General features: G+C 58.1%; 18 protein-coding genes. 6 read left to right on the top strand and 12 right to left on the bottom strand.

Annotation, left to right across the window (positions count from 1 at the left end; all coding sequences use genetic code 11):
- Window positions 1-2: 2 nt before the first annotated feature.
- From ACYZTY_RS06940 to sdhC, 5 genes are all read right to left on the bottom strand, one after another.
- A complete protein-coding gene (locus ACYZTY_RS06940) occupies window positions 3-2,834 on the bottom strand; it encodes a 2-oxoglutarate dehydrogenase E1 component (RefSeq protein ID WP_131062224.1) in 2,832 nt (943 codons plus the stop codon).
- Window positions 2,835-3,093: 259 nt separating this feature from the next.
- On the bottom strand, window positions 3,094-3,798 hold the full coding sequence (locus ACYZTY_RS06935; protein WP_046048041.1) for a succinate dehydrogenase iron-sulfur subunit: 705 nt from the start codon (window positions 3,796-3,798) through the stop codon (window positions 3,094-3,096).
- 11 nt (window positions 3,799-3,809) lie between these two features.
- Window positions 3,810-5,585 (bottom strand): succinate dehydrogenase flavoprotein subunit, encoded by a 1,776-nt coding sequence (gene sdhA, locus ACYZTY_RS06930; protein ID WP_090181632.1) that lies wholly within the window; start codon window positions 5,583-5,585, stop codon window positions 3,810-3,812.
- 3 nt (window positions 5,586-5,588) lie between these two features.
- Entirely contained in the window at window positions 5,589-5,957 is a 369-nt protein-coding gene (gene sdhD / locus ACYZTY_RS06925) for a succinate dehydrogenase, hydrophobic membrane anchor protein (protein ID WP_007945134.1), read from the bottom strand.
- Window positions 5,951-6,325 carry a succinate dehydrogenase, cytochrome b556 subunit gene (sdhC, locus tag ACYZTY_RS06920; protein WP_461957847.1) on the bottom strand — a complete coding sequence of 125 codons (375 nt, stop codon included), beginning with the start codon at window positions 6,323-6,325 and terminating at the stop codon, window positions 5,951-5,953. The genes sdhD and sdhC overlap by 7 nt, the downstream gene beginning before the upstream one ends.
- A 363-nt stretch (window positions 6,326-6,688) precedes the next feature.
- Here sdhC and gltA point away from each other — a divergent pair, with 363 nt between their 5' ends.
- Window positions 6,689-7,978: a citrate synthase gene (gene gltA / locus ACYZTY_RS06915; protein WP_010456856.1), complete on the top strand. Its 1,290-nt coding sequence runs from the start codon at window positions 6,689-6,691 to the stop codon at window positions 7,976-7,978.
- A gap of 1,274 nt (window positions 7,979-9,252) precedes the next feature.
- On the opposite strand, the gene ACYZTY_RS06910 is transcribed toward gltA, so the two are convergent.
- From ACYZTY_RS06910 to ACYZTY_RS06900, 3 genes are all read right to left on the bottom strand, one after another.
- Window positions 9,253-10,911 carry a cation acetate symporter gene (locus ACYZTY_RS06910; protein WP_461957846.1) on the bottom strand — a complete coding sequence of 553 codons (1,659 nt, stop codon included), beginning with the start codon at window positions 10,909-10,911 and terminating at the stop codon, window positions 9,253-9,255.
- Window positions 10,908-11,219, bottom strand: a complete 312-nt coding sequence (locus tag ACYZTY_RS06905; RefSeq protein WP_131061562.1) for a DUF485 domain-containing protein — start codon at window positions 11,217-11,219, stop codon at window positions 10,908-10,910. Before ACYZTY_RS06905 ends, ACYZTY_RS06910 begins: the two co-directional genes overlap by 4 nt.
- Window positions 11,220-11,516: 297 nt before the next feature.
- Window positions 11,517-12,368: a glycine betaine ABC transporter substrate-binding protein gene (locus tag ACYZTY_RS06900; protein WP_461957845.1), complete on the bottom strand. Its 852-nt coding sequence runs from the start codon at window positions 12,366-12,368 to the stop codon at window positions 11,517-11,519.
- Window positions 12,369-12,710: 342 nt separating this feature from the next.
- Here ACYZTY_RS06900 and ACYZTY_RS06895 point away from each other — a divergent pair, with 342 nt between their 5' ends.
- Window positions 12,711-14,264 carry a glycoside hydrolase family 17 protein gene (locus ACYZTY_RS06895; protein ID WP_461957844.1) on the top strand — a complete coding sequence of 518 codons (1,554 nt, stop codon included), beginning with the start codon at window positions 12,711-12,713 and terminating at the stop codon, window positions 14,262-14,264.
- A 79-nt stretch (window positions 14,265-14,343) separates the two neighbouring features.
- Here the strand turns inward: ACYZTY_RS06895 and ACYZTY_RS06890 are convergent, their stop codons facing one another.
- Window positions 14,344-14,712: a hypothetical protein gene (locus ACYZTY_RS06890; RefSeq protein ID WP_461957843.1), complete on the bottom strand. Its 369-nt coding sequence runs from the start codon at window positions 14,710-14,712 to the stop codon at window positions 14,344-14,346.
- A gap of 224 nt (window positions 14,713-14,936) precedes the next feature.
- Here ACYZTY_RS06890 and ACYZTY_RS06885 point away from each other — a divergent pair, with 224 nt between their 5' ends.
- Both ACYZTY_RS06885 and ACYZTY_RS06880 read left to right on the top strand, forming a co-directional pair.
- Window positions 14,937-16,235 (top strand): serine/threonine protein kinase, encoded by a 1,299-nt coding sequence (locus ACYZTY_RS06885; RefSeq protein WP_461957842.1) that lies wholly within the window; start codon window positions 14,937-14,939, stop codon window positions 16,233-16,235.
- Window positions 16,228-17,016: an MlaA family lipoprotein gene (locus ACYZTY_RS06880; protein ID WP_461957841.1), complete on the top strand. Its 789-nt coding sequence runs from the start codon at window positions 16,228-16,230 to the stop codon at window positions 17,014-17,016. The genes ACYZTY_RS06885 and ACYZTY_RS06880 overlap by 8 nt, the downstream gene beginning before the upstream one ends.
- Before the next feature lie 202 nt (window positions 17,017-17,218).
- On the opposite strand, the gene ACYZTY_RS06875 is transcribed toward ACYZTY_RS06880, so the two are convergent.
- A complete protein-coding gene (locus ACYZTY_RS06875; protein WP_461957840.1) occupies window positions 17,219-18,133 on the bottom strand; it encodes a DUF808 domain-containing protein in 915 nt (304 codons plus the stop codon).
- 134 nt (window positions 18,134-18,267) lie between these two features.
- On the opposite strand from ACYZTY_RS06875, the gene ACYZTY_RS06870 reads away from it, so the two are divergent.
- Window positions 18,268-18,876 carry a TetR/AcrR family transcriptional regulator gene (locus tag ACYZTY_RS06870; protein WP_461957839.1) on the top strand — a complete coding sequence of 203 codons (609 nt, stop codon included), beginning with the start codon at window positions 18,268-18,270 and terminating at the stop codon, window positions 18,874-18,876.
- A gap of 100 nt (window positions 18,877-18,976) precedes the next feature.
- Here the strand turns inward: ACYZTY_RS06870 and ACYZTY_RS06865 are convergent, their stop codons facing one another.
- Both ACYZTY_RS06865 and ACYZTY_RS06860 read right to left on the bottom strand, forming a co-directional pair.
- Window positions 18,977-19,435, bottom strand: a complete 459-nt coding sequence (locus ACYZTY_RS06865; protein ID WP_461957838.1) for an REP-associated tyrosine transposase — start codon at window positions 19,433-19,435, stop codon at window positions 18,977-18,979.
- Window positions 19,436-19,644: 209 nt separating this feature from the next.
- On the bottom strand, window positions 19,645-20,085 hold the full coding sequence (locus ACYZTY_RS06860; protein ID WP_461957837.1) for a GlcG/HbpS family heme-binding protein: 441 nt from the start codon (window positions 20,083-20,085) through the stop codon (window positions 19,645-19,647).
- A gap of 279 nt (window positions 20,086-20,364) precedes the next feature.
- Here ACYZTY_RS06860 and gcl point away from each other — a divergent pair, with 279 nt between their 5' ends.
- The gene (gene gcl, locus ACYZTY_RS06855; protein WP_461957836.1) at window positions 20,365-22,140 is read left to right on the top strand and encodes a glyoxylate carboligase; all 1,776 of its coding nucleotides are present in this window, start codon (window positions 20,365-20,367) and stop codon (window positions 22,138-22,140) included.
- The last annotated feature ends 129 nt before the right edge of the window (window positions 22,141-22,269 follow it).

The following is a 22,269-nucleotide window of genomic DNA, read 5'->3' as shown; positions in this document are numbered from 1 at the left end:
CGTTAAACAGTAAAGGCGTCTTGCAGCAGTTTTTCCTGCTGCTCAGCGTGCATCGATGCATAACCACAAGCAGGTGCAGCAGAAGCATCACGGCCGGCGTACTCGAGAACGAGCGCCTTGTTGTGATTGCCAACGATGCGGCGCATGTGATGCTGGCTGCAGTACCAGGCACCCTGGTTCATCGGCTCTTCCTGACACCAAACGATATGTTTGAGGTTGGTGTACGGAGCCAGGACTTCGTTCAAGTCGTCCTCAGGGAATGGGTACAGCTGCTCGATACGCACGATGGCGATGTCGTCACGACCTTCGGCACGGCGTTTTTCCAGCAGGTCGTAGTAGACCTTGCCGCTACACAGAACAATGCGCTCGACCTTTTTCGGGTCTTGGGCATCGATTTCCGGGATCACGGTCTGGAACGAACCTTCGGCCAGATCTTCCAGGGTCGAGATGGCCAGTTTGTGACGCAGCAGCGACTTCGGAGTCAGAACGATCAGTGGCTTGCGCAGCGGGCGAATCACCTGACGACGCAGCAAGTGGTAGATCTGAGCCGGGGTAGTCGGTACCGCCACCTGAATGTTGTGCTCGGCGCACAGCTGCAGGTAACGCTCCAGACGAGCCGACGAGTGCTCCGGACCCTGACCTTCATAACCGTGCGGCAGCAACATGGTCAGACCGCAGAGACGGCCCCACTTGTGCTCGCCACTGGTGATGAACTGGTCGATAACCACCTGGGCACCGTTGGCGAAGTCGCCGAACTGGGCTTCCCAGATCACCAGCGCCTCAGGCGTGGTGGTCGAGTAACCGTATTCGAACGCCAGTACGGCTTCTTCGGACAGGAACGAATCGTACAGGTCGAAACGTGGCTGGCCCTTGTACAGGTTTTGCAGCGGGACGTAGGTACCCGCGTCTTTCTGGTTGTGCAAGACAGCGTGACGGTGCGAGAACGTACCGCGACCGATGTCCTGACCCGTCATGCGAATCGGGTGACCTTCGAACGCCAGGGTCGCGTACGCCATGGTTTCGGCGTAACCCCAGTTGATCGGCAGGCCGCCGGCTTGCATCTTCTGACGGTCTTCGTAGATTTTCGAGACCTGGCGCTGAACCACGAAGCCTTCCGGAATTTCCAGCAGCTTGGCGGACAGTTCCTGCAAGGTTTTCAGATCGAAACGCGTGTCGTGACGTGCAGTCCAGGCGTGGCCCAGGTACGGACGCCAGTCCACGAACAACTCTTTGTTCGGCTCTTTGACCAGGCTTTTTACAACATGCAGACCGTTGTCCAGCGCGTTGCGGTATTCATCGACTTTCGCCTGAACACGCTCAACGTCCAGCACGCCGGACTGAGTCAGACGATCGGCGTACAGCTCACGGGTGGTGCGCTGTTTGGTGATCTGCTGATACATGATCGGCTGGGTGCCGCTAGGCTCGTCGGCCTCGTTGTGGCCGCGACGACGGTAGCAGACCAGGTCGATCACCACGTCACGCTTGAACTGCATGCGGTAGTCGATGGCCAGCTGGGTCACGAACAATACGGCTTCCGGATCATCACCATTCACATGGAGGATCGGCGCCTGGATCATTTTCGCAACGTCGGTCGCGTACTCGGTGGAGCGCGAGTCCAGCGGGTTGCTGATGGTGAAACCGACCTGGTTGTTGATCACGATGTGCACGGTGCCGCCGGTCTTGAAACCGCGGGTCTGCGACATCTGGAAGGTTTCCATCACCACGCCCTGACCGGCGAATGCCGCGTCACCGTGGATGGAAATCGGCAGAACCTTCTCGCCGGTAGGGTCGTTACGACGATCCTGACGGGCGCGAACCGAACCCTCGACCACTGGAGATACGATTTCCAGGTGGGACGGGTTGAACGCCATCGCGAGGTGAACTTCACCGCCGGTGGTCATGACGTTGGACGAGAAGCCCTGGTGATATTTAACGTCACCGGAACCCAGCTCGACCTTCTTCTTGCCTTCGAACTCGTCGAACAGCTCGCGCGGGTTCTTGCCGAAGGTGTTGACCAGCACGTTCAGACGACCACGGTGGGCCATGCCGATGACGATTTCCTTGGTGCCGTAGGAACCGGAACGCTGGATCAGCTCGTCGAGCATCGGAATCAGGCTCTCGCCGCCTTCCAGACCGAAACGCTTGGTACCCGGGTATTTGGTGCCCAGGTATTTTTCCAGGCCTTCACCGGCGGTAACGCGCTCAAGCAAGTGACTCTTGATGTCGGCGGAGTACGTCGGACGACCACGCACGCTTTCCAGACGCTGCTGGAACCACTGGCGCTGCTCGGAATCGGTGATGTGCGTAAATTCAGCGCCGATGGTGCGGCAATATGTCTGCTGCAACGCTTCGTGAATTTCGCGTAGGCTCGCCTCCTCTTTGCCGATGAACAGGTCGCCGGCACGGAAGGTCGTATCAAGATCGGCATTGGTCAAGCCGTAATGATTGATCGACAGGTCTGCAGGTGCAGGACGCTGCCACAGCCCCAGCGGGTCAAGCTGGGCTGCCTGGTGGCCACGCATACGGTAGGCCTGGATCAATCGCAGCACTTCAACTTGCTTCTTCTCGTGCTCACTGCTCACGCTCCCGGCGGAAACCGGTTGGGCGCGGCGCTGGTTCTTTGCCAGCAAGACGAAATGATCGCGAATTGTGGAGTGCGAAACATCGGTGGCAGTGTTGCCGTCAGCCGGCAACTTCTGGAAGTAGGTGCGCCACTCTTCTGGCACAGCGTTAGGGTCGTGCAGGTAGAGCTCGTAGAGCTCTTCCACATAGGCAGCGTTACTACCGGATAGGTAGGCGCTGTTCCACATGCGCTGCATCACGCTTTCTTGCATGCTTGGTCACCCTCGGTTAGGGGAACACCACCGGCGTCGACACCGAGCAAACTTGCAGAAGTCCGAATGCAGCGACCAAAACAAGCCACTTAGGATCACGCTGATAGTCCGGGTACCAGCCCGGATGCCCCTGCTTGTCTCATTTCTTCAAAATAAGAGCCGCAGCCTTATAAGCTGCTGCTCAGGTTAAAACTACGGCGCCGGTTGAAGCCTGCGCCGTAGCATCTACGGGTACAGCGGTCCTGCGTTTACAGCTGAATCACACGCCGCTTTGCAGCAGCATGTTACGTACGTGACCGATGGCCTTAGTCGGGTTCAGGCCTTTCGGACAGACGTTGACGCAGTTCATGATCCCGCGGCAGCGGAATACGCTGAACGGGTCATCCAGCGAAGCCAGACGCTCGGCAGTCTTGGTGTCGCGGCTGTCTGCCAGGAAGCGGTACGCTTGCAGCAGAGCAGCTGGACCCAGGAACTTGTCCGGGTTCCACCAGAAGGACGGGCAAGAGGTCGAGCAGCAAGCGCACAGGATGCACTCGTACAGACCGTCGAGCTTTTCACGCTCTTCAGGGGTCTGCAGACGTTCGATGGCCGGAGCCGGCGTGTCGTTCTGCAGGTATGGCTTAACCTTCTCGTATTGCTTGTAGAAGATGCTCATATCGACGACCAGGTCACGGATAACCGGCAAACCTGGCAGTGGACGAACGATCAGCTTGTTACCTTTTACGACAGCGGACAGCGGCGTGACGCACGCCAGAGCGTTTTTGCCGTTGATGTTCATGCCGTCGGAACCGCAAACACCTTCACGGCAAGAGCGACGATAGGAGAAACCTTCGTCCTGCTCTTTGATCAGGGCCAGCACGTCCAGCACCATCAGGTCTTTACCACCGGTATCGACCGAAAATTCCTGCATGAACGGCGCAGCGTCCTGATCAGGGTTGTAGCGATAAACACTGACTTGCAACATGGCGGCCACCCTTAATAAGTCCGAATCTTAGGTTCAAAAGTCGGAACAGTCTTCGGCGAGAAGTTCACGGCACGCTTGGTCACGCGCTTGTCACCCGGGAAGTACAGGGTGTGGCACAGCCAGTTTTCGTCGTCGCGATCTTCGTAGTCTTCACGGGCGTGAGCGCCGCGGGACTCTTTGCGGATCTCTGCAGCGATGGCGGTGGCTTCGGCCACTTCCAGCAGGTTCTGCAGTTCCAGCGCTTCGATACGAGCCGTGTTGAACGCCTGGCTCTTGTCGTTGATCTTGACGTTGGCGATACGGCCACGCAGATCAGCCAGCTGGGCAATACCCTTCTGCATGTATTCGCCGGTACGGAATACACCGAAGTAGTTCTGCATGCAGCTTTGCAGCTCTTTACGCAGGGTGGCGACGTCTTCGCCTTCGGTACGCGAGTTCAGGCCATCGAGACGTGCCAGGGCAGCGTCGATGTCGGACTGGCGAGGACGGGCGTAATCAACGCCTTCTTTCAGGGTCTGCTCCAGGAACAGGCCGGCCGCACGGCCGAATACCACCAGGTCGAGCAGCGAGTTGCCGCCCAGACGGTTGGCACCGTGAACCGATACGCAAGCCACTTCGCCCACTGCGAACAGACCAGGAATGATCTGGTCGACGCCGTCGGCGTCCTGGGTGATTGCCTGACCGTGAATGTTGGTCGGCACGCCGCCCATCATATAGTGGCAGGTTGGAACGACCGGAATCGGCGCCACGGCTGGATCGACGTGGGCGAAAGTCTTGGACAGTTCCATGATGCCTGGCAGACGACTGTGCAGAACTTCTTCACCGAGGTGATCGAGTTTCAGCATTACGTGGTCGCCATCCGGGCCGCAACCGTTGCCGGCGATGATTTCTTTAACCATCGAGCGAGCAACAACGTCACGACCAGCCAGGTCTTTGGCGTTCGGAGCATAACGCTCCATGAAACGCTCGCCGTGCTTGTTGATCAGGTAACCGCCTTCACCGCGGCAGCCTTCAGTCACCAGAACACCGGCGCCGGCGATGCCGGTCGGGTGGAACTGCCACATTTCGATGTCTTGTACCGGCACACCAGCACGCAGAGCCATGCCGACGCCGTCACCGGTGTTGATCAGGGCGTTGGTGGTGGACGAGTAGATACGACCTGCACCGCCGGTCGCCAATACGGTGGCGTTAGCGCGGACGTAGGAGGTTTCGCCGGTTTCGATGCAGATGACGATCATGCCGACAAAGGCACCGTCTTCGTTCTTCACCAGGTCGACGCCGTAGTATTCGTTGAGGAATACGGTGCCGGCCTTGAGGTTGGCTTGATACAAAGTGTGCAGCAGGGCATGACCGGTACGGTCGGCAGCGGCGCACGTACGTGCAGCCTGGCCACCTTTACCGAAGTCTTTCGACTGACCGCCGAACGGACGCTGATAAATGCGGCCCTGTTCGGTACGGGAGAACGGCAAACCCATGTGCTCGAGTTCGAAGACCGCTTCCGGGCCTACGGAACACATGTATTCGATAGCGTCCTGGTCACCGATGTAGTCGGAACCCTTGACGGTATCGTACATGTGCCAGCGCCAGTCATCGTTCGGATCTGCCGAAGCGATGGCGCAGGTGATGCCACCCTGGGCGGATACAGTGTGCGAACGAGTAGGGAAAACCTTGGTAACTACGGCAGTCTTGTGACCACCTTGTGCTAGCTGCAGCGCAGCGCGCATGCCAGCACCGCCGCCGCCAATGATGATGGCGTCGAACGAAAGCGTATTAACGGTAGTAGACATGAATCAGATACCCCAGAGAATCTGCACACCCCAGACGAAGTAAGCGAACATCGCAACGCCGCATACCGCCTGGAAAAGGAAACGTATTGCAGTCGCGGACTTGCCGAACGCCATTGGCGTCAGGTAGTCGGTCGCGATGGTCCACATGCCGACCCAGGCGTGAGCGCCGAGGGCAACGAGAGCCAGGAGACTGAAAATACGCATCCAGTTGCTTGCGAACAGTTCATGCCATTGGGCGTAGCCGATGCCAGGGTTGGCGACGACGTATCCGATCAGGAAAATGAAGTAAGCCGCGAGAACGACCGCAGACACACGTTGTGCCATCCAGTCATAGAGGCCCGAACGCGACAGGTTCGTGACGTTAGTTACCATATCCAAACTCCTGCCAGAACGATTACCACCACGGAAACGGCGATAACGATTTTCGAGCCCAGTTTGCCGCCTTCAAGCGACTCGCCGATGCCCATGTCCATGATCAAATGGCGCACACCGGCAACCAGGTGATACAGCAAGGCGGACAGGATGCCCCATGTCACTAGCTTGGCTAGCGGACTGGTCAGACACGCTTTCACCTGGCCGAAACCTTCTTCCGAGTCGAGCGACTTGTCCAATGCATAAAGCATGATGGCCAGGCTGACAAAGAGGATGATTCCGGAGATTCGGTGAAGAATGGACGTGTAAGCAGTGACTGGGAGTTTGATGGTCCTTAGGTCTAGGTTTACAGGTCGTTGGCTATTCACGGCTTTTTTTCACACTGAAGAGCCCCTAACAATCAGGGCAAAGTTGTTGGGGAGTGCACTGGTCAGGTACCCACCACCCAGGGAGTGCGACCCCCAATAAAGCAGGCCCAAAAGCCCCTGGCGGTCGGAGGCCGAGTATAGACAGTTAGGCTACTAATGACAACGCGTTCACCTTCCCCTAATAGCTCATTGCACAAGTTGGATAAAAGGCGTAAATGGCAGTCAATTTCGAGGAAAATGTCCGGTTAAAGCCTTCTGGAGCAAGACTTTAGGCAAATTGACATTCGAATTTATCTCACTATAGTGGTGCGGGCCCTGCGTGGGGGGTCTGTCTGATGATTTCAAGCATAAATAGGAGGCCACATGGCTGACAAAAAAGCGCAGTTGATCATCGAGGGCGCAGCCCCCGTCGAGCTGCCCATTTTAACCGGCACCGTTGGTCCCGATGTTATTGATGTTCGGGGCCTGACGGCCACGGGCCGTTTCACCTTTGACCCTGGTTTCATGTCGACAGCTTCCTGCGAGTCGAAGATCACCTATATCGACGGCGACAACGGCATTCTGCTGCACCGCGGTTACCCGATCGAACAGCTGGCTGAAAAGTCGGACTACCTGGAAACCTGCTATCTGCTGCTCAACGGCGAATTGCCGACCGCAGAACAGAAGGCCCAGTTCGTCAGCACCGTAAAGAACCACACCATGGTTCACGAGCAGCTGAAGACCTTCTTCAACGGCTTCCGTCGCGACGCCCACCCAATGGCCGTCATGTGCGGCGTAGTCGGCGCCCTCTCGGCCTTCTACCACGACTCCCTGGACATCAATAACCCGCAGCATCGCGAAATTTCCGCGATCCGCCTGGTTGCCAAGATGCCGACCCTGGCAGCGATGGTTTACAAGTACTCCATGGGCCAACCCATGATGTACCCGCGCAACGACCTGACGTACGCGGAAAACTTCCTGCACATGATGTTCAACACCCCGTGCGAGATCAAACCGATCAGCCCGGTACTCGCCAAGGCCATGGACCGGATCTTCATCCTCCATGCCGACCACGAGCAGAACGCATCGACTTCCACCGTACGCCTGGCCGGCTCTTCGGGTGCCAACCCGTTCGCCTGTATCGCCGCCGGCATCGCTGCACTGTGGGGCCCTGCCCACGGCGGCGCGAACGAAGCGGTTCTGACCATGCTCGATGAAATTGGCGATGTTTCGAACATCGACAAGTACATCGCCAAGGCCAAGGACAAGAACGATCCGTTCAAACTGATGGGCTTCGGTCACCGGGTCTACAAAAACCGCGACCCACGCGCTACCGTCATGAAGCAGACTTGCGACGAAGTACTGAAGGAACTGGGCATCAAGCACGACAAGCAACTCGAACTGGCCATGCGCCTGGAAGAGATCGCCCTGACCGACCCGTACTTCATCGAACGCTCGCTGTACCCGAACGTCGACTTCTACTCGGGGATCATCCTCAAGGCGATCGGCATTCCAACCAGCATGTTCACCGTGATCTTCGCTCTGGCGCGGACTGTCGGCTGGATCTCCCACTGGAAAGAAATGCTCTCCAGCCCGTACAAGATTGGCCGTCCGCGCCAGTTGTACACCGGTTACGAGTCGCGTGACATTACCAAGCTGGAAGATCGCAAATAAGACCTGTCTTGCGATAACGTCTTAACGTTGTACCGGGAACGGCCTCTATTTATATAGAGGCCGTTTTTGTTTGTGTGGCCTTAGAAGTCTCAGCGGCCTGAGGGCTGACTGGGTTTTTGGGATTTGGGATTTGTGTACATATCCGTTTCTGCGGTAACGGCTACTTATGGTTTCGCTCTTACAGCGACTCACTTTTTCAGACGCCAAAAAGGAACCAAAAGGCTTCGCCCCGGCGTACGGCGCCTCGCTGAGGCTCCGCGTTCCCTCGCTACGGTGTCCATCAGGGGGCATCGCCTACGGTCTGCTTCGCGACGACCTCCTCTCGATGTGTGCGGCTTCGCCGCACGGCGCTACGCGCCTAACCCCCTGATGAACACCTACGCTCGGCCTGCCGAAGGGGCGAGAGATCAAGATCAAGATCAAGATCAACGTCAAAAGCCAAAGCCAGAGCCAGAGCCAGAGCCAGAGCCAGAGCCAGAGCCAGAGCCAGAGCCAGAGCCAGAGCCAGAGCCAGAGCCAGAGCCAGAGCCAGAGCCAGAGCCAGAGCCAGAGCCAGAGCCAGAGCCAGAGCCAGAGCCAGAGCCAGAGTATCCTCACACCTGTAGGAGCAAGCCTGCTCGTGATGGCGGCAGTTCGATCAACATTGCTTTGCCTGACAAACAGCCATCGCGAGCAGGCTCACTCCCACAGTGAATTGATGTACGCCTGTAAGAAATCGGTCGGCTGTCAGGCCGCCTTCGCGGGCAAGCCTCGCTCCTACATAAAACAGATTGGCGCAGAGCTTTTGCTTCTCACCACTCATCAGGCCGAGCGTTAGCTCGCCTTCAGCTCTTGATCTTGATCTACCCGCCCCTTTCGGGAGGCTGAGTGGAGGTGTTCATCCGGGGAGTGGCGCGTAGCGCCGTTCGACGCAGTCGAACACGCTGCATGTAGGTGCAGCGAAGCCAACCGGAGGGCAGTGTCCACGGATGGATACCGGAGCGAAGGTACGCCGAGCCCAGGCGAGGGGCCGGACGCTTGGGGCGAGCGTTTTTTTGCTTACTTTTTTTAGGCGCTTGTAAAAAAAGTGAGTCGCCGTAAGGGCGAAACCCTAAGTGGCCGTTACCGCAGGAATGGATATACACACAACCACCAAGAACATGGTCGGCTATCAGGCCGCCATCGCTGGCAGGCCAGCTCCCACAGAGTCAACGCCGAGCCCAATAAAAAATGCCCCGATCTCTCGACCGGGGCATTTTTCGTTTAACGCAACTTACAAAGACAATCTCGAAGCCTTAGTGAGAGACTGCCCCACTCGCCCCCAACCCAGTCTGCGAACGAACAAACTGCGGGAAGAACAACGCACGCTCTTTAACGCCAGCCGCGGACTTGTCAGTGATCGAGAAGAACCAGATGCCGATAAACGCAATGGCCATGGAGAACAGCGCCGGGTACTCATACGGGAAGATAGCCTTCTCGTGATGCAGGATCTGCACCCAGATGGTTGGCCCAAGCACCATCAAACCTACGGCACTCACCAGACCCAACCAGCCACCGATCATCGCACCGCGAGTGGTCAGCTTCTTCCAGTACATGGAAAGCAACAGCACCGGGAAGTTACAGCTCGCCGCGATGGAGAACGCCAAGCCCACCATAAACGCAATGTTCTGGCTTTCGAACAGAATACCCAGACCGATCGCCAGCACCGCCAAAGCGATGGTGGTGATTTTCGAGACACGGATCTCGTCCTTCTCGTTGGCCTTGCCTTTCTTGATCACGCTGGCATACAGGTCATGAGACACCGCCGAAGCACCGGCCAGAGTCAAACCGGCAACCACTGCCAGAATGGTCGCGAACGCTACCGCCGAGATGAAGCCCAGGAAAATGCTGCCACCCACCGCGTTGGCCAGGTGCACCGCCGCCATGTTGTTGCCACCCAACAGCGCGCCAGCCGCATCTTTAAAGGCCGGGTTGGTGCTGACCAGCAGGATCGCGCCGAAGCCGATGATGAAGGTCAGGATGTAGAAGTAGCCAATGAAACCGGTTGCATACAGCACGCTCTTGCGAGCTTCTTTTGCGTCACTCACGGTGAAGAAGCGCATCAGGATGTGCGGCAGGCCTGCGGTACCAAACATCAGTGCCAAGCCGAGGGAGAACGCGGAAACCGGATCTTTCACCAGACCGCCCGGGCTCATGATCGCTTCGCCTTTGGCGTGAACCTTGATCGCCTCGGAGAACAGCGTGTTGAAGTCAAAGTTGACGTGCTTCATTACCATCAGTGCCATGAACGAGGCACCAGACAGCAACAGCACGGCCTTGATGATCTGCACCCACGTGGTCGCCAGCATGCCGCCGAACAGCACGTACATGCACATCAGGACGCCGACCAGGATCACCGCTACGTGGTAATCCAGACCGAACAGTAACTGGATCAGCTTGCCGGCCCCGACCATTTGCGCAATCAGGTAGAACGCCACCACCACCAGCGAACCGCAAGCGGACAGCGAGCGAATCTGGGTTTGCCCAAGGCGATAGGACGCCACATCGGCAAAGGTGTACTTACCCAGGTTACGCAGGCGCTCGGCGATCAGGAACAGAATGATCGGCCAGCCCACCAGGAAGCCGATCGAGTAGATCAGGCCATCGTAGCCGGAAGTGAACACCAGGGCGGAAATACCCAGGAAGGACGCCGCGGACATGTAGTCACCGGCAATCGCCAGACCATTCTGGAAACCGGTGATCTTGCCGCCGGCCGCATAGTAGTCGGCTGCCGAGTTGTTTTTCTTGGAGGCCCAGTAGGTGATATACAAAGTCGCGCCGACGAACGCCACGAACATCAGGATCGCAGCGACGTTCAGCGGTTGTTTCTGAACGGCGCCGGTCAGGGCTTCAGCCGCCCAGGCACCCGGTGCGAAGGCTGCAACACTCAATAAAGCCAATAGACGCCGGATCATTGCTGAGCCTCCTTGAGAATCAGATTGTTCAGGTCGTCGAATTCGCCATTGGCGCGTCGTACGTAGATCGCAGTCAGGACAAAGGCCGAAAGAATCAGCCCGACACCAATCGGTATCCCCCAGGTAATCGAAGATTCGGGGCTGATTTTCGCCCCCAGAATATGCGGCCCGTAAGCAATCAAAAGGATGAATCCGGAGTAAAGCCCAAGCATGATCGCTGAAAGAATCCAGGCGAACTTTTCTCGCTTACTAACCAGCTCCTTGAAGCGCGGGCTGTTTTGAATCGAGAGGTAAATGCTGTCGTTCATTGTTTTTATCCTCGCAGCACAGATTAAAGTTGGAACGTTATCCACTCTATGCGGCTGCGGAACAGGTTCCAGACGACCTTAGTATTAGAACGACATGACAGAATCGCCATTTCCCAGCATTCACTAAAACAATGTGGGAGTGAGCCTGCTAGCGATAGCGGTGTGTCAGTCAACATCATCGCTGACTGACACACCGCTATCGCGAGCAGGCTCGCTCCTACAGGGGAAAGCAAAAGGCCCCTTGGCAACGATGCCAAGGGGCCTTTGAGAGGTACTGACCAGAGCCGTCAGCTCAAATCATTTGGTCCAGTCTGCAACGCGCTCCGGGTGTTTCGCCACCCAATCCTTCGCAGCAGCTTCAGGCTTGGCGCCATCTTGAATCGCCAACATCACTTCGCCGATTTCGTCTTTCGACGCCCACTGGAAGTTCTTCAGGAACTTAGCCACTTCCGGTGCCTTGGTCGCCAGTTCTTTGCTGCCGATGCTGTTCACGGTTTCAGCCGCGCCATAAACGCCTTTCGGGTCGTCCAGGAAGCGCAGTTTCCACTTGGCGAACATCCAGTGCGGCACCCAACCAGTCACAGCAATGGATTCGTTTTTCTTCTCGGCACGGGTCAGCTCGGCAATCATGCCGGCGCCGGAACTGGCCTTGAGTTGATACCCGGTCAGGTCGTAATCCTTGATTGCCTGCTCGGTCTTGAGCATCACACCTGAACCGGCGTCGATGCCGACGATGCGTTTTTTGAAGCTGTCATCGGTTTTCAGGTCATCAAGGGTTTTAGCCTTGACGTACTCCGGCACGATCAAGCCGATTTTTGCATCCTTGAAGTTAGGACCGTAATCGACGACTTGATCCTTGTTCTTGGTCCAGTAGTCGCCGTGAGTCACCGGCAGCCAGGCGGATAACATGGCGTCGAGTTTGCCGGTGGCCACACCCTGCCACATGATCCCGGTGGCGACTGCTTGCAGTTTCACGTCATAACCCAGCTTCTGCTTGATCACTTCGGCGGCCACATGCGTGGTCGCGACGCTGTCGGACCAGCCGTCAACGTAACCGATGCTCAGGGTTTTGCTCTCGGCATTGGCCACAGTGGAGCCAATCGCAAGCACCAGAGCGGCACCGGCGCCTAAAAGTCGTCGCATCTTCATCGTTACTTCCCCGAAAGTGCTGCGCTCGACGGGTGCCGAGTCGCGTCAACGTATTGTTATGGTGCACAGCGCCCCCATCACGCCCACCGCAAACTCGTTAGAACATCAGCGTGATTTATCTATGAGAGCACTGATGCGTCGATAATCAACCTGACGCCAACCAGGACCTGTGCTGTCAGCGACCTCAAGGCATCGAGAAACGACATCAGAACGCCATTAATCACGACCAACCCGGAGGCGCCGACCAACCCGCCCGAACTTTGCATGTCAAAATCATGCAAGGCCCCTAGCGCGGGGCAAATACAGGTAACATGCGCGGCTTTGCTCCCAGACGGCCTGACCATGCCCGCGACATCCCGCTTTCCTTTTCCGGCTTATCTTTTCGCGTGTCTGCTGGGGCTGTTTGCCCTTGGCGGCTTCTGGTACGGCCTCGGCAAACCGGTGATTCTGCCGGACGTAGCCAGCGCGACGCACAAGCTGCAATGCGCCTCCTACACGCCGTTCGACAAGGACCAGTCGCCGTTCGACGTGCCGTTCAAGTTGCGCCCCGAGCGCATGGACGCGGACCTCGCGCTGCTGGCCAAAAGCTTCGAATGCATCCGCACCTATTCCATGACCGGTCTCGAGGCGTTGCCCGATCTGGCGCGCAAGCATGGACTGAAATTGATGATCGGCGCCTGGGTCAACAGCAACCCGGTGGACACCGAGAAAGAGGTCGACCTGCTGATCGCCTCGGCTAACGCCAATGCGGACGTGGTGACCTCGGTGATCGTCGGCAACGAAACCCTGCTGCGCAAGGAAGTCACCGGTGCGCAGTTGGCGAAGCTGATCAATAAAGTCAAAAGCCAGGTCAAGCAGCCGGTCACTTACGCGGACGTCTGGGAGTTTTGGCTCAAGCATCCGGAAATCGCCCCAGCGGTGGATTTCCTGACCATCCATTTGCTGCCGTACTGGGAAGATGATCCCTCGAACATCGACGCCGCGCTGCAGCATGTGGCTGAAGTGCGTCAGGTGTTCGGTAACAAATTCGCACCTAAAGACGTGGTGATAGGCGAAACCGGCTGGCCGAGTGAAGGCCGCCAACGGGAAACCGCCCTGCCGAGCCGGGTTAACGAAGCCAAATTTATTCGCGGCTTTGTCGTCATGGCCGAGCAGCAAGGCTGGCATTACAACTTGATCGAAGCCTTCGACCAGCCGTGGAAACGCGCCAGCGAAGGCGCGGTCGGTGGTTACTGGGGGTTGTTCGATGCTGATCGTCAGGACAAGGGCGTGCTGGCCGGTCCCGTGTCGAACGTGCCGTACTGGTCACAGTGGCTGGCCGTTGGTGGATTGATTTTCCTCGGCACGCTGTTCCTTGGCGGACGTGTATGTACCACGCGCGCTGCACTGGTGCTGCCGCTGCTCGGCGCGCTGGCAGCTTGCTCGATCGGCGCTTGGGGCGACCTGGCACGTGTCACGACGCGTTTTGCCAGTGAATGGTTGTGGGTGGCGTTGCTGACAGGTTTGAATCTGCTGGTGTTGGCGCATGCCGCGTTGACGCTGAGTGCTCGCACCGGTTGGCGTGAGCGGGCGTTCAATGTACTGGAGCGTCGAGCGGGCTGGCTGGTCGCTGCGGCAGGTTTTGCGGCGGCGGTGATGATGCTGGAGCTGGTGTTCGATCCGCGATATCGCAGCTTCCCGAGTGTCGCCTTCATACTGCCAGCGCTGGTTTACCTGTGCCGTCCGGTGAGCGTGCCCCGTCGTGAAATCGCCCTGCTGACCTTTATCATCGGCGCCGGCATTGCACCGCAGCTGTATCAAGAAGGATTGCAGAACCAGCAGGCCTGGGGCTGGGCGCTGGTGAGTGTGTTGATGGTGGCGGCGTTGTGGCGCAGTTTGCGGGTTCGTAAGGGGTAAATTTTCAGCGTTGCTGCTGGCCTCTTCGCGGGCAAGCCTCGCTCCTACAGGAGCGAGGCTTGCCCGCGAAGACGGACTATCAGGCGCTATGGGATGCCCGAACCAGACGCAACCCCGCAATCACCACCGCAAACACCGCCAACGTCGTGTTGTACAACGCCAGCGCCGGAAACCCGAACACCAGTGCCAGCACCGCCAGCCACCATCCGGCCCGGCCCGGCACGACAAAACCGATGATCGCGGCGGCCAATGCAGCGAAGCCCAACACCTTGAAGTGAATCATCAAACCCAGGTTCGAACGAATCTGGCATTCCCAGCGGCTCGCCTCGTCCACGCAGAGGCCAACCCACTGCGCATCCTCCATAAAGCCATAACGCGCGCCATAACTGGCGGCCAGCCATATCGGCAGCAGAACGAGTAGCAGAATCACGGGAAGACGGCGGGACATGTAGCACTCCAATAAACGAAAACGGCGGCCAGCTTAATCCCCCGACAGCGCTAAGCAAACGCGCTTAACAGATAACTGGTCACGAAATAGCTGCAAAGTGTATCGTCCAGCTACTATTGATCCGAAATTAGGCCTGATTGGTGCCGCAGCATGGCACTTTGGCGCAAACCCCGTGGTCATAGCCTGCGAACTTCATTCGGCACCTTCCTCTAAGGGATCTAGTCATGCTCCGTTCCTTGCGCTTCGCCGCCCTGTTTGGCGGCCTTATTTTGAGTGCGTCCGCACTGGCGGTCGATATCGACGCTGCCAGTTATGGCTACCCCTTGACCAACCCGTTCGAGGCGACCATCGCCACGACTCCGCCGGACCTGCGTCCGGAGTTGCCGCTGGACGACGACATCGATCAGCAGACACGCAGCGTGACTCTGCGCCCGGAGCGTGCATTCGAACTGCCGGACAACTTCTGGCCGGTAAAAAAGCTGACTTACCGCATCGCCACGCAGGACAAGGCAGCCCCGCTGATTTTCCTGATCGCCGGCACCGGCGCGCGTTATGACAGCAGCCACAACGAGTACCTGAAAAAGCTCTACTACAAGGCCGGCTACCATGTGGTGCAACTGTCGTCGCCCACCAGCTTCGACTTCATGAGCGCGGCGTCACGCTTTGCCACACCGGGCATTACCAAGGAAGACGCCGAAGACATGTACCGGGTGATGCAGGCCGTGCGGGCGCAAAACCCGAACGTCGCTGTCACCGATTACTACCTGACCGGTTACAGCCTCGGTGCGCTGGACGCAGCATTCGTCGCGCACCTGGACGAAACCCGCCGCAGCTTCAACTTCAAGAAAGTCTTGCTGCTCAACCCGCCGGTCAACCTCTACACCTCGATCACCAATCTGGACAAACTGGTCCAGACCGAGGTCAAGGGCATCAACAACAGCACCACCTTCTATGAACTGGTGCTGAACAAACTGACCCGCTACTTCCAGCAAAAAGGCTACATCGACCTCAACGATGCCCTGCTCTACGACTTCCAGCAGTCCAAGCAGCACCTGACCAACGAACAGATGGCCATGCTGATCGGCACCTCGTTCCGCTTCTCGGCGGCCGACATTGCCTTCACCTCGGACCTGATCAATCGTCGTGGCCTGATCACCCCGCCGAAAACCCCGATCACCGAAGGCACCAGCCTCACGCCGTACCTCAAGCGTGCGCTGCAGTGCGACTTCGACTGCTACATCACCGAACAAGTGATCCCGATGTGGCGTGCACGAACCGACGGCGGCAGCCTGCTGCAACTGATCGATCAGGCCAGCCTGTATGCCTTGAAGGATTACCTGCATGACAGCCCGAAAATCGCTGTCATGCACAACGCCGACGACGTGATCCTCGGCCCGGGTGACCTCGGCTTCCTGCGCAAGACCTTCGGTGATCGTTTGACCGTTTATCCACTGGGCGGCCATTGCGGCAACCTTAATTACCGCGTCAACAGCGACGCCATGCTGGAGTTTTTCCGTGGCTAAATACCTCCTGCTTATCGCTGCGTTACTCTGTGCAGGCGTCGCCAATGCCGACAACAGCAAGGCCAACGCACCGGTTGTGATCGACAATGACGGTTTCAAAGAACCACTGAGCAAGCTCAAGTTCAACCCTGGACTGGATCAGCGCGAGTTCGAACGCTCGACGCTCAATGCGCTGAACGTCTACGACCCGCTGGAAGAGTGGAACCGCCGGGTTTATCACTTCAACTACCGCTTCGACCAATGGGTGTTCCTGCCGGTGGTCGACGGTTATCGCTACATCACCCCGAGTTTCCTGCGCACCGGCGTCAGCAACTTCTTCAATAACATCGGCGATGTGCCGAACCTGATGAACAGCCTGCTGCAGTTCAAAGGCAAGCGTTCGATGGAAACCACCGCGCGCCTGCTGCTCAACACCACCGTCGGCATCGCCGGCCTGTGGGACCCGGCCACCGCCATGGGCCTGCCACGTCAGGCCGAAGACTTCGGTCAGACTCTCGGCTTCTACGGCGTACCGGGCGGCGCCTACTTCGTGTTGCCGATCCTCGGCCCTTCGAACATCCGCGACACAGGCGGCCTGGTGGTGGACTTCAGCGCCGAATCGGCGATCAACTTCCTGAACGTCTCCGAAGTCAGCTCCAACCATCCTGAGGTCTGGGCCCTGCGCGGCGTCGACAAGCGCTACCAGAACAGCTTCCGCTACGGCCAGCTGAACTCGCCGTTCGAGTACGAGAAAGTCCGTTACGTGTACACCGAGTCGCGCAAGTTGCAGATTGCCGAGTAATTCATCGGCAACAAAAAAGGCCATTCGATGCAGATCGAATGGCCTTTTTCATGGTTTTTTCAAACACCAGAAAACCACTGTAGGAGCAAGCCTGCTCGCGATGAGGCCATAACATCCATCGGCAATATTGCCTGTTACACCGCTATCGTCGGAACGCCGCCCGGAGCCGGCTCACTCCCACATTTCTGGACAGTGCCGGACTTCAGCCTTTCAGCGCCTTGTAGATTTTGCTGACGACCATCACCCCCGCCAACACCACCGCACCCGCGACAATCCCCGCCACCGCATTCAGCAACGTCGGCACGATAAACCCGGCACCGCCCGCCCCTGCGCTAACGCTTTCAATCCAGTGATGAACCACCGGCACGCCATGGGTCAGAATCCCGCCGCCCACCAGGAACATCGCAGCCGTACCAATCACCGACAGGCTTTTCATCATGTAAGGCGCCGCACGCAGGATTGCACCGCCGATGCTTTTGGCCATCTGTCCGGGCTTCTGGGTCAGCCACAGGCCGAGATCATCGAGTTTGACGATGCCCGCCACCAGGCCATAGACGCCGACGGTCATGACGATGGCGATGCCTGAGAGCACGATGACCTGCTGGGTCAACGACGCACCTGCCACAGTGCCGAGGGTGATGGCGATGATTTCCGCCGACAGAATGAAGTCAGTGCGCACGGCGCCCTTGATCTTGTCCTGCTCGAACGCCACCAGATCAACCGCCGGATCGGCCACCGCCTCGACCAGTTCAGCATGCTCGGCCTGGTCTTCAGCCTTGGTGTGCAGGAATTTGTGGGCGAGTTTCTCGAAACCTTCGAAGCACAGATACGCGCCGCCGATCATCAACAACGGCGTGACTAGCCAGGGAATGAATGCGCTGATGGCCAGGGCTGACGGCACCAGGATCAGTTTGTTGAGAAACGAGCCCTTGGCCACCGCCCATACGACCGGGATTTCCCGCTCGGCACGTACGCCGCTGACCTGCTGGGCGTTGAGCGCGAGATCGTCGCCGAGCACGCCGGCGGTCTTCTTGGCGGCCATTTTGGTCATCAACGCCACATCGTCGAGAACCGCGGCAATGTCGTCAATCAGCAACAGCAAACTGCTTCCTGCCATGAATCAGGTGTCCTTCTGGAATGAATGCTGCGCAGCATAGCGCGACCGAGCGCCACACGGGGCATTCTTGAGCGCCGCGCGAGCCCGGTGCTACCATGCGCAACCGCCAGAACAGGCAAGGAACCCCCTGGTTTATGAGCACTATCCGCGAGCGCAACAAAGAACTGATCCTGCGTGCCGCCAGTGAAGAATTTGCGGACAAGGGCTTCGCTGCGACCAAAACCAGTGACATCGCAGCCAAGGCGGGACTGCCCAAGCCCAACGTCTATTACTATTTCAAATCCAAGGAAAACCTCTACCGCGAGGTCCTGGAAAGCATCATCGAGCCCATCCTGCAGGCCTCGACGCCGTTCAACGCCGACGGTGTGCCCAGTGAAGTGCTGAGCGGCTACATCCGCTCGAAAATCCGCATCTCCCGCGACCTGCCCTTCGCCTCCAAAGTGTTCGCCAGCGAAATCATGCACGGCGCCCCGCACCTGAGCGCCGACCTGGTCGAACAACTCAACGGCCAGGCCAAGCACAACATCGACTGCATCCAGACCTGGATCGACCGCGGCCAGATCGCCCCCATCAACCCCAACCACCTGATGTTCAGCATCTGGGCCGCGACGCAGACGTATGCCGACTTTGACTGGCAGATCACCGCCATCACGGGCAAGGCCAAGCTCGATGAAGAGGATTATGAAGCGGCGGCGCAGACGATTATTCGGTTGGTGCTGAAGGGGTGTGAGCCGGATCGTTAGACCTCGGTGCGACCATTCGCGAGCAGGCTCGCTCCTACATTTGGAATGCATTTCACTGTAGGAGTGAGCCTGCTCGCGATGAAGGCGACACGGTTACTGCTCAAACCCTAATGGCATCCCACAGCGGATAGTCACCAAGCTTTTCTACCAGACCAGCCCGCAACGGGTTGGCCACGACATACCGCGCCAATTTCACCAAATCCTCTTCCCGTCGCAGTGCCCGATCATGAAATCCTCTCTGCCAGAGATTGGTAGTTCGACCGGTAGACTGCTTCACGGCTTTGGTACTCATCGACTTGGTTTTCTGCATCAGCTCACTTAAAGACCCGTTCTTCAACTCAATCAACCAATGAAAATGGTCGGGCATGACCACCCAGGCCAACGAGTTCGCAAAGCCAAGATTCTGTGCATTTCGAAATTGATCGACCACCAGCCTGCCCAAGGTGAAATCCTTGAAAACCGGGGTCCTGTGAAGTGTATTGGTGGTTAACAAATAAATTCGACTGGCTTCGGCATAGCGCCCGACTCGCAATCGGTGTGCAGCAGGTAAATCCGGCATTCCTTTGCCTCCCATGATCAGGTCATGAGAAGCCTAGCTCTGTGGATTCAAGTGGGAGGGCAAACTGTTGGCGGAATGTGTCTGGAAGATAGCTATCGCGAGCAGGCTCACTCCTACAGGGGATTTGTGGTGTTCAGACATTTTGTGTCCAACCCCGATCCTTGTAGGAGTGAGCCTGCTCGCGATTGCGTTTAATCAGTCACCACAAATCAAGCCGTCACCCCCGCATCCGCCCGCAACCCCAACGCCTCAATCGCACTGATCGCACATTGCTCATCAACATCCGACAGATCCCCGCTGATCCCCACTGCCCCCAGCACGTTCCCGTCCTGATCCCGAATCAACACACCACCCGGTGCCGGCACGACGCTGCCCTGCCCCAGGCTATTTAGCGCGGCGAAGAAGGCCGGACGTTGTTGGGCGTCCAGCGCCAGCAGGCGTGAGCCTTTGCCCAGGGCGATGGCGCCCCAGGCTTTGCCGATGGCGACCTGCGGGCGCAGCAGGCTGGCGCCGTCTTCGCGTTGCAGGGTAATCAAATGCCCGCCGGCATCCAGGACCGCGATGGTCAGTGGAGCCGCCGAGATTGCACGCCCTGCGGTGATGGCCTGATTGATCAAGTTGACTGCAACTTTCAAGGTTAAAGCGCTCATGGTGCCGTCCTCATTTTGTTATAGGGAAAGCTGTTGGGCTGCGCGGAAGGTCTCACGCTTGCGTCGCAGTCCGATGCAACAAATAGAACACAATGAGTTATTTTTTTGTATACAATAATTCTCGAAAAGCGCCACATGCGACGAAAAGCCACAGCAGCACGGGCTTCCGACGAATGAAACAGTCGCTTGAGAAAATGGATTGACCTGCGCCGTCCGCCGTGAATAAACTCTGCGCAAAGCCACTTGTATACAATTACAAAACGTAAGAGGCACAAAACAATGAGCAAAATGAGAGCAATCGAAGCCGCCGTTCTGGTGATGCGCCGTGAAGGGGTTGATACCGCTTTTGGCATCCCGGGCGCCGCGATCAACCCGCTGTACAACGCCTTGCAGAAGGTCGGTGGCATCGATCACGTCCTCGCGCGCCACGTTGAAGGTGCCTCGCACATGGCCGAGGGCTACACCCGCACCAAGGCCGGCAACATCGGCGTGTGTATCGGCACCTCCGGCCCGGCCGGTACGGACATGGTCACCGGGCTCTACAGCGCCTCGGCTGACTCGATCCCGATTCTGTGCATCACCGGGCAAGCCCCCCGCGCCCGTATGCACAAGGAAGACTTCCAGGCCGTCGACATCACCACCATCGTCACGCCAGTGACCAAGTGGGCAACCACCGTCATGGAGCCTGGCCAGGTGCCGTATGCATTCCAGAAGGCCTTCTACGAAATGCGCTCCGGCCGCCCAGGCCCGGTGCTGATCGACCTGCCGTTCGACGTGCAAATGGCCGAAATCGAATTCGACATCGACGCCTACGAGCCACTGCCGCTGGCCAAGCCGACCGCTAACCGCGTGCAAATCGAGAAGGCCCTGGCCATGCTCGATCAGGCCGAGCGCCCATTGCTGGTTGCCGGTGGCGGCATCATCAATGCCGACGCCAGCGAATTACTGGTGGAGTTCGCCGAGCTGACCGGCATTCCGGTCATCCCGACCCTGATGGGCTGGGGCACGATCCCGGACGATCACCCGCTGATGGTCGGCATGGTTGGCTTGCAGACGTCGCACCGTTACGGCAACGCGACCCTGCTGAAGTCCGACGTGGTATTGGGCGTCGGTAACCGTTGGGCCAACCGTCACACCGGTTCGATCGATGTGTACACCGAGGGCCGCAAGTTCATTCACGTGGACATCGAGCCAACGCAAATCGGCCGCGTGTTTAACCCGGACCTGGGCATCGTTTCCGACGCCGCTGCCGCGCTGACCGTGTTCATCGAAGTCGCTCGCGAATGGCAAGCCGCCGGCAAGCTGAAAAATCGTAGCGCCTGGCTGCAAGACTGCCAGCAGCGCAAAGCCAGCCTGCAGCGCAAGACTCACTTCGACAACGTGCCGGTAAAGCCGCAGCGCGTGTATGAAGAAATGAACCAGGTGTTCGGCAAAGACACGTGCTACGTCAGCACCATTGGTCTGTCGCAGATCGCCGGCGCGCAGTTCCTGCACGTCTACAAGCCGCGTCACTGGATCAACTGCGGTCAGGCCGGCCCGTTGGGCTGGACCATTCCGGCGGCACTGGGCGTGGTCAAGGCGGATCCGACCCGCAAGGTCGTGGCGCTGTCGGGCGACTATGATTTCCAGTTCATGATCGAAGAGTTGGCGGTGGGCGCGCAGTTCAAGCTGCCGTACATCCACGTTGTGGTAAACAATTCGTACCTGGGGCTGATCCGTCAGGCTCAGCGCGGTTTCGACATGGACTACTGCGTACAGCTGTCCTTCGATAACCTGAACGCTCCGGAACTCAACGGTTACGGTGTCGACCACGTCGCGGTTGCCGAAGGCCTCGGCTGCAAGGCGCTGCGAGTGTTCGAACCGGGTCAGATCCAGCCTGCCTTGCGCAAGGCTCAGGAACTGATCGAAGAGTTCAAGGTGCCGGTAATCGTCGAGATTATTCTGGAGCGCGTGACCAACATTTCCATGGGTACCGAGATCAACGCCGTCAACGAATTCGAAGACCTGGCGCTGGTCGGCAACGATGCGCCAACCGCGATTTCGTTGCTGGACTAACAGCTGAACGCTCCCCCTGTAGGAGCGAGGCTTGCCCGCGAAGGCGTCGTAACCTTCAACATTGATGTCGACTGACCGACGCCTTCGCGGGCAAGCCTCGCTCCTACAGGGGGCCCTCACAGATTTACG

The organism is Pseudomonas sp. LB1P83 (assembly GCF_054897885.1).
Note: the sequence above shows the minus strand (reverse complement) of the source record. Positions and strands in the feature narration are given on the sequence as shown.

Coding starts and splice junctions, on each gene's coding strand:
- ACYZTY_RS06940 (WP_131062224.1), bottom strand. CDS start 2,834: ATGCAAGAAAGCGTGATGCAGCGCATGTGGAACAGCGCCTACCTATCC.
- ACYZTY_RS06935 (WP_046048041.1), bottom strand. CDS start 3,798: ATGTTGCAAGTCAGTGTTTATCGCTACAACCCTGATCAGGACGCTGCG.
- sdhA (WP_090181632.1), bottom strand. CDS start 5,585: ATGTCTACTACCGTTAATACGCTTTCGTTCGACGCCATCATCATTGGC.
- sdhD (WP_007945134.1), bottom strand. CDS start 5,957: ATGGTAACTAACGTCACGAACCTGTCGCGTTCGGGCCTCTATGACTGG.
- gltA (WP_010456856.1), top strand. CDS start 6,689: ATGGCTGACAAAAAAGCGCAGTTGATCATCGAGGGCGCAGCCCCCGTC.
- ACYZTY_RS06910 (WP_461957846.1), bottom strand. CDS start 10,911: ATGATCCGGCGTCTATTGGCTTTATTGAGTGTTGCAGCCTTCGCACCG.
- ACYZTY_RS06905 (WP_131061562.1), bottom strand. CDS start 11,219: ATGAACGACAGCATTTACCTCTCGATTCAAAACAGCCCGCGCTTCAAG.
- ACYZTY_RS06900 (WP_461957845.1), bottom strand. CDS start 12,368: ATGAAGATGCGACGACTTTTAGGCGCCGGTGCCGCTCTGGTGCTTGCG.
- ACYZTY_RS06895 (WP_461957844.1), top strand. CDS start 12,711: ATGCCCGCGACATCCCGCTTTCCTTTTCCGGCTTATCTTTTCGCGTGT.
- ACYZTY_RS06890 (WP_461957843.1), bottom strand. CDS start 14,712: ATGTCCCGCCGTCTTCCCGTGATTCTGCTACTCGTTCTGCTGCCGATA.
- ACYZTY_RS06885 (WP_461957842.1), top strand. CDS start 14,937: ATGCTCCGTTCCTTGCGCTTCGCCGCCCTGTTTGGCGGCCTTATTTTG.
- ACYZTY_RS06875 (WP_461957840.1), bottom strand. CDS start 18,133: ATGGCAGGAAGCAGTTTGCTGTTGCTGATTGACGACATTGCCGCGGTT.
- ACYZTY_RS06870 (WP_461957839.1), top strand. CDS start 18,268: ATGAGCACTATCCGCGAGCGCAACAAAGAACTGATCCTGCGTGCCGCC.
- ACYZTY_RS06865 (WP_461957838.1), bottom strand. CDS start 19,435: ATGCCGGATTTACCTGCTGCACACCGATTGCGAGTCGGGCGCTATGCC.
- ACYZTY_RS06860 (WP_461957837.1), bottom strand. CDS start 20,085: ATGAGCGCTTTAACCTTGAAAGTTGCAGTCAACTTGATCAATCAGGCC.
- gcl (WP_461957836.1), top strand. CDS start 20,365: ATGAGCAAAATGAGAGCAATCGAAGCCGCCGTTCTGGTGATGCGCCGT.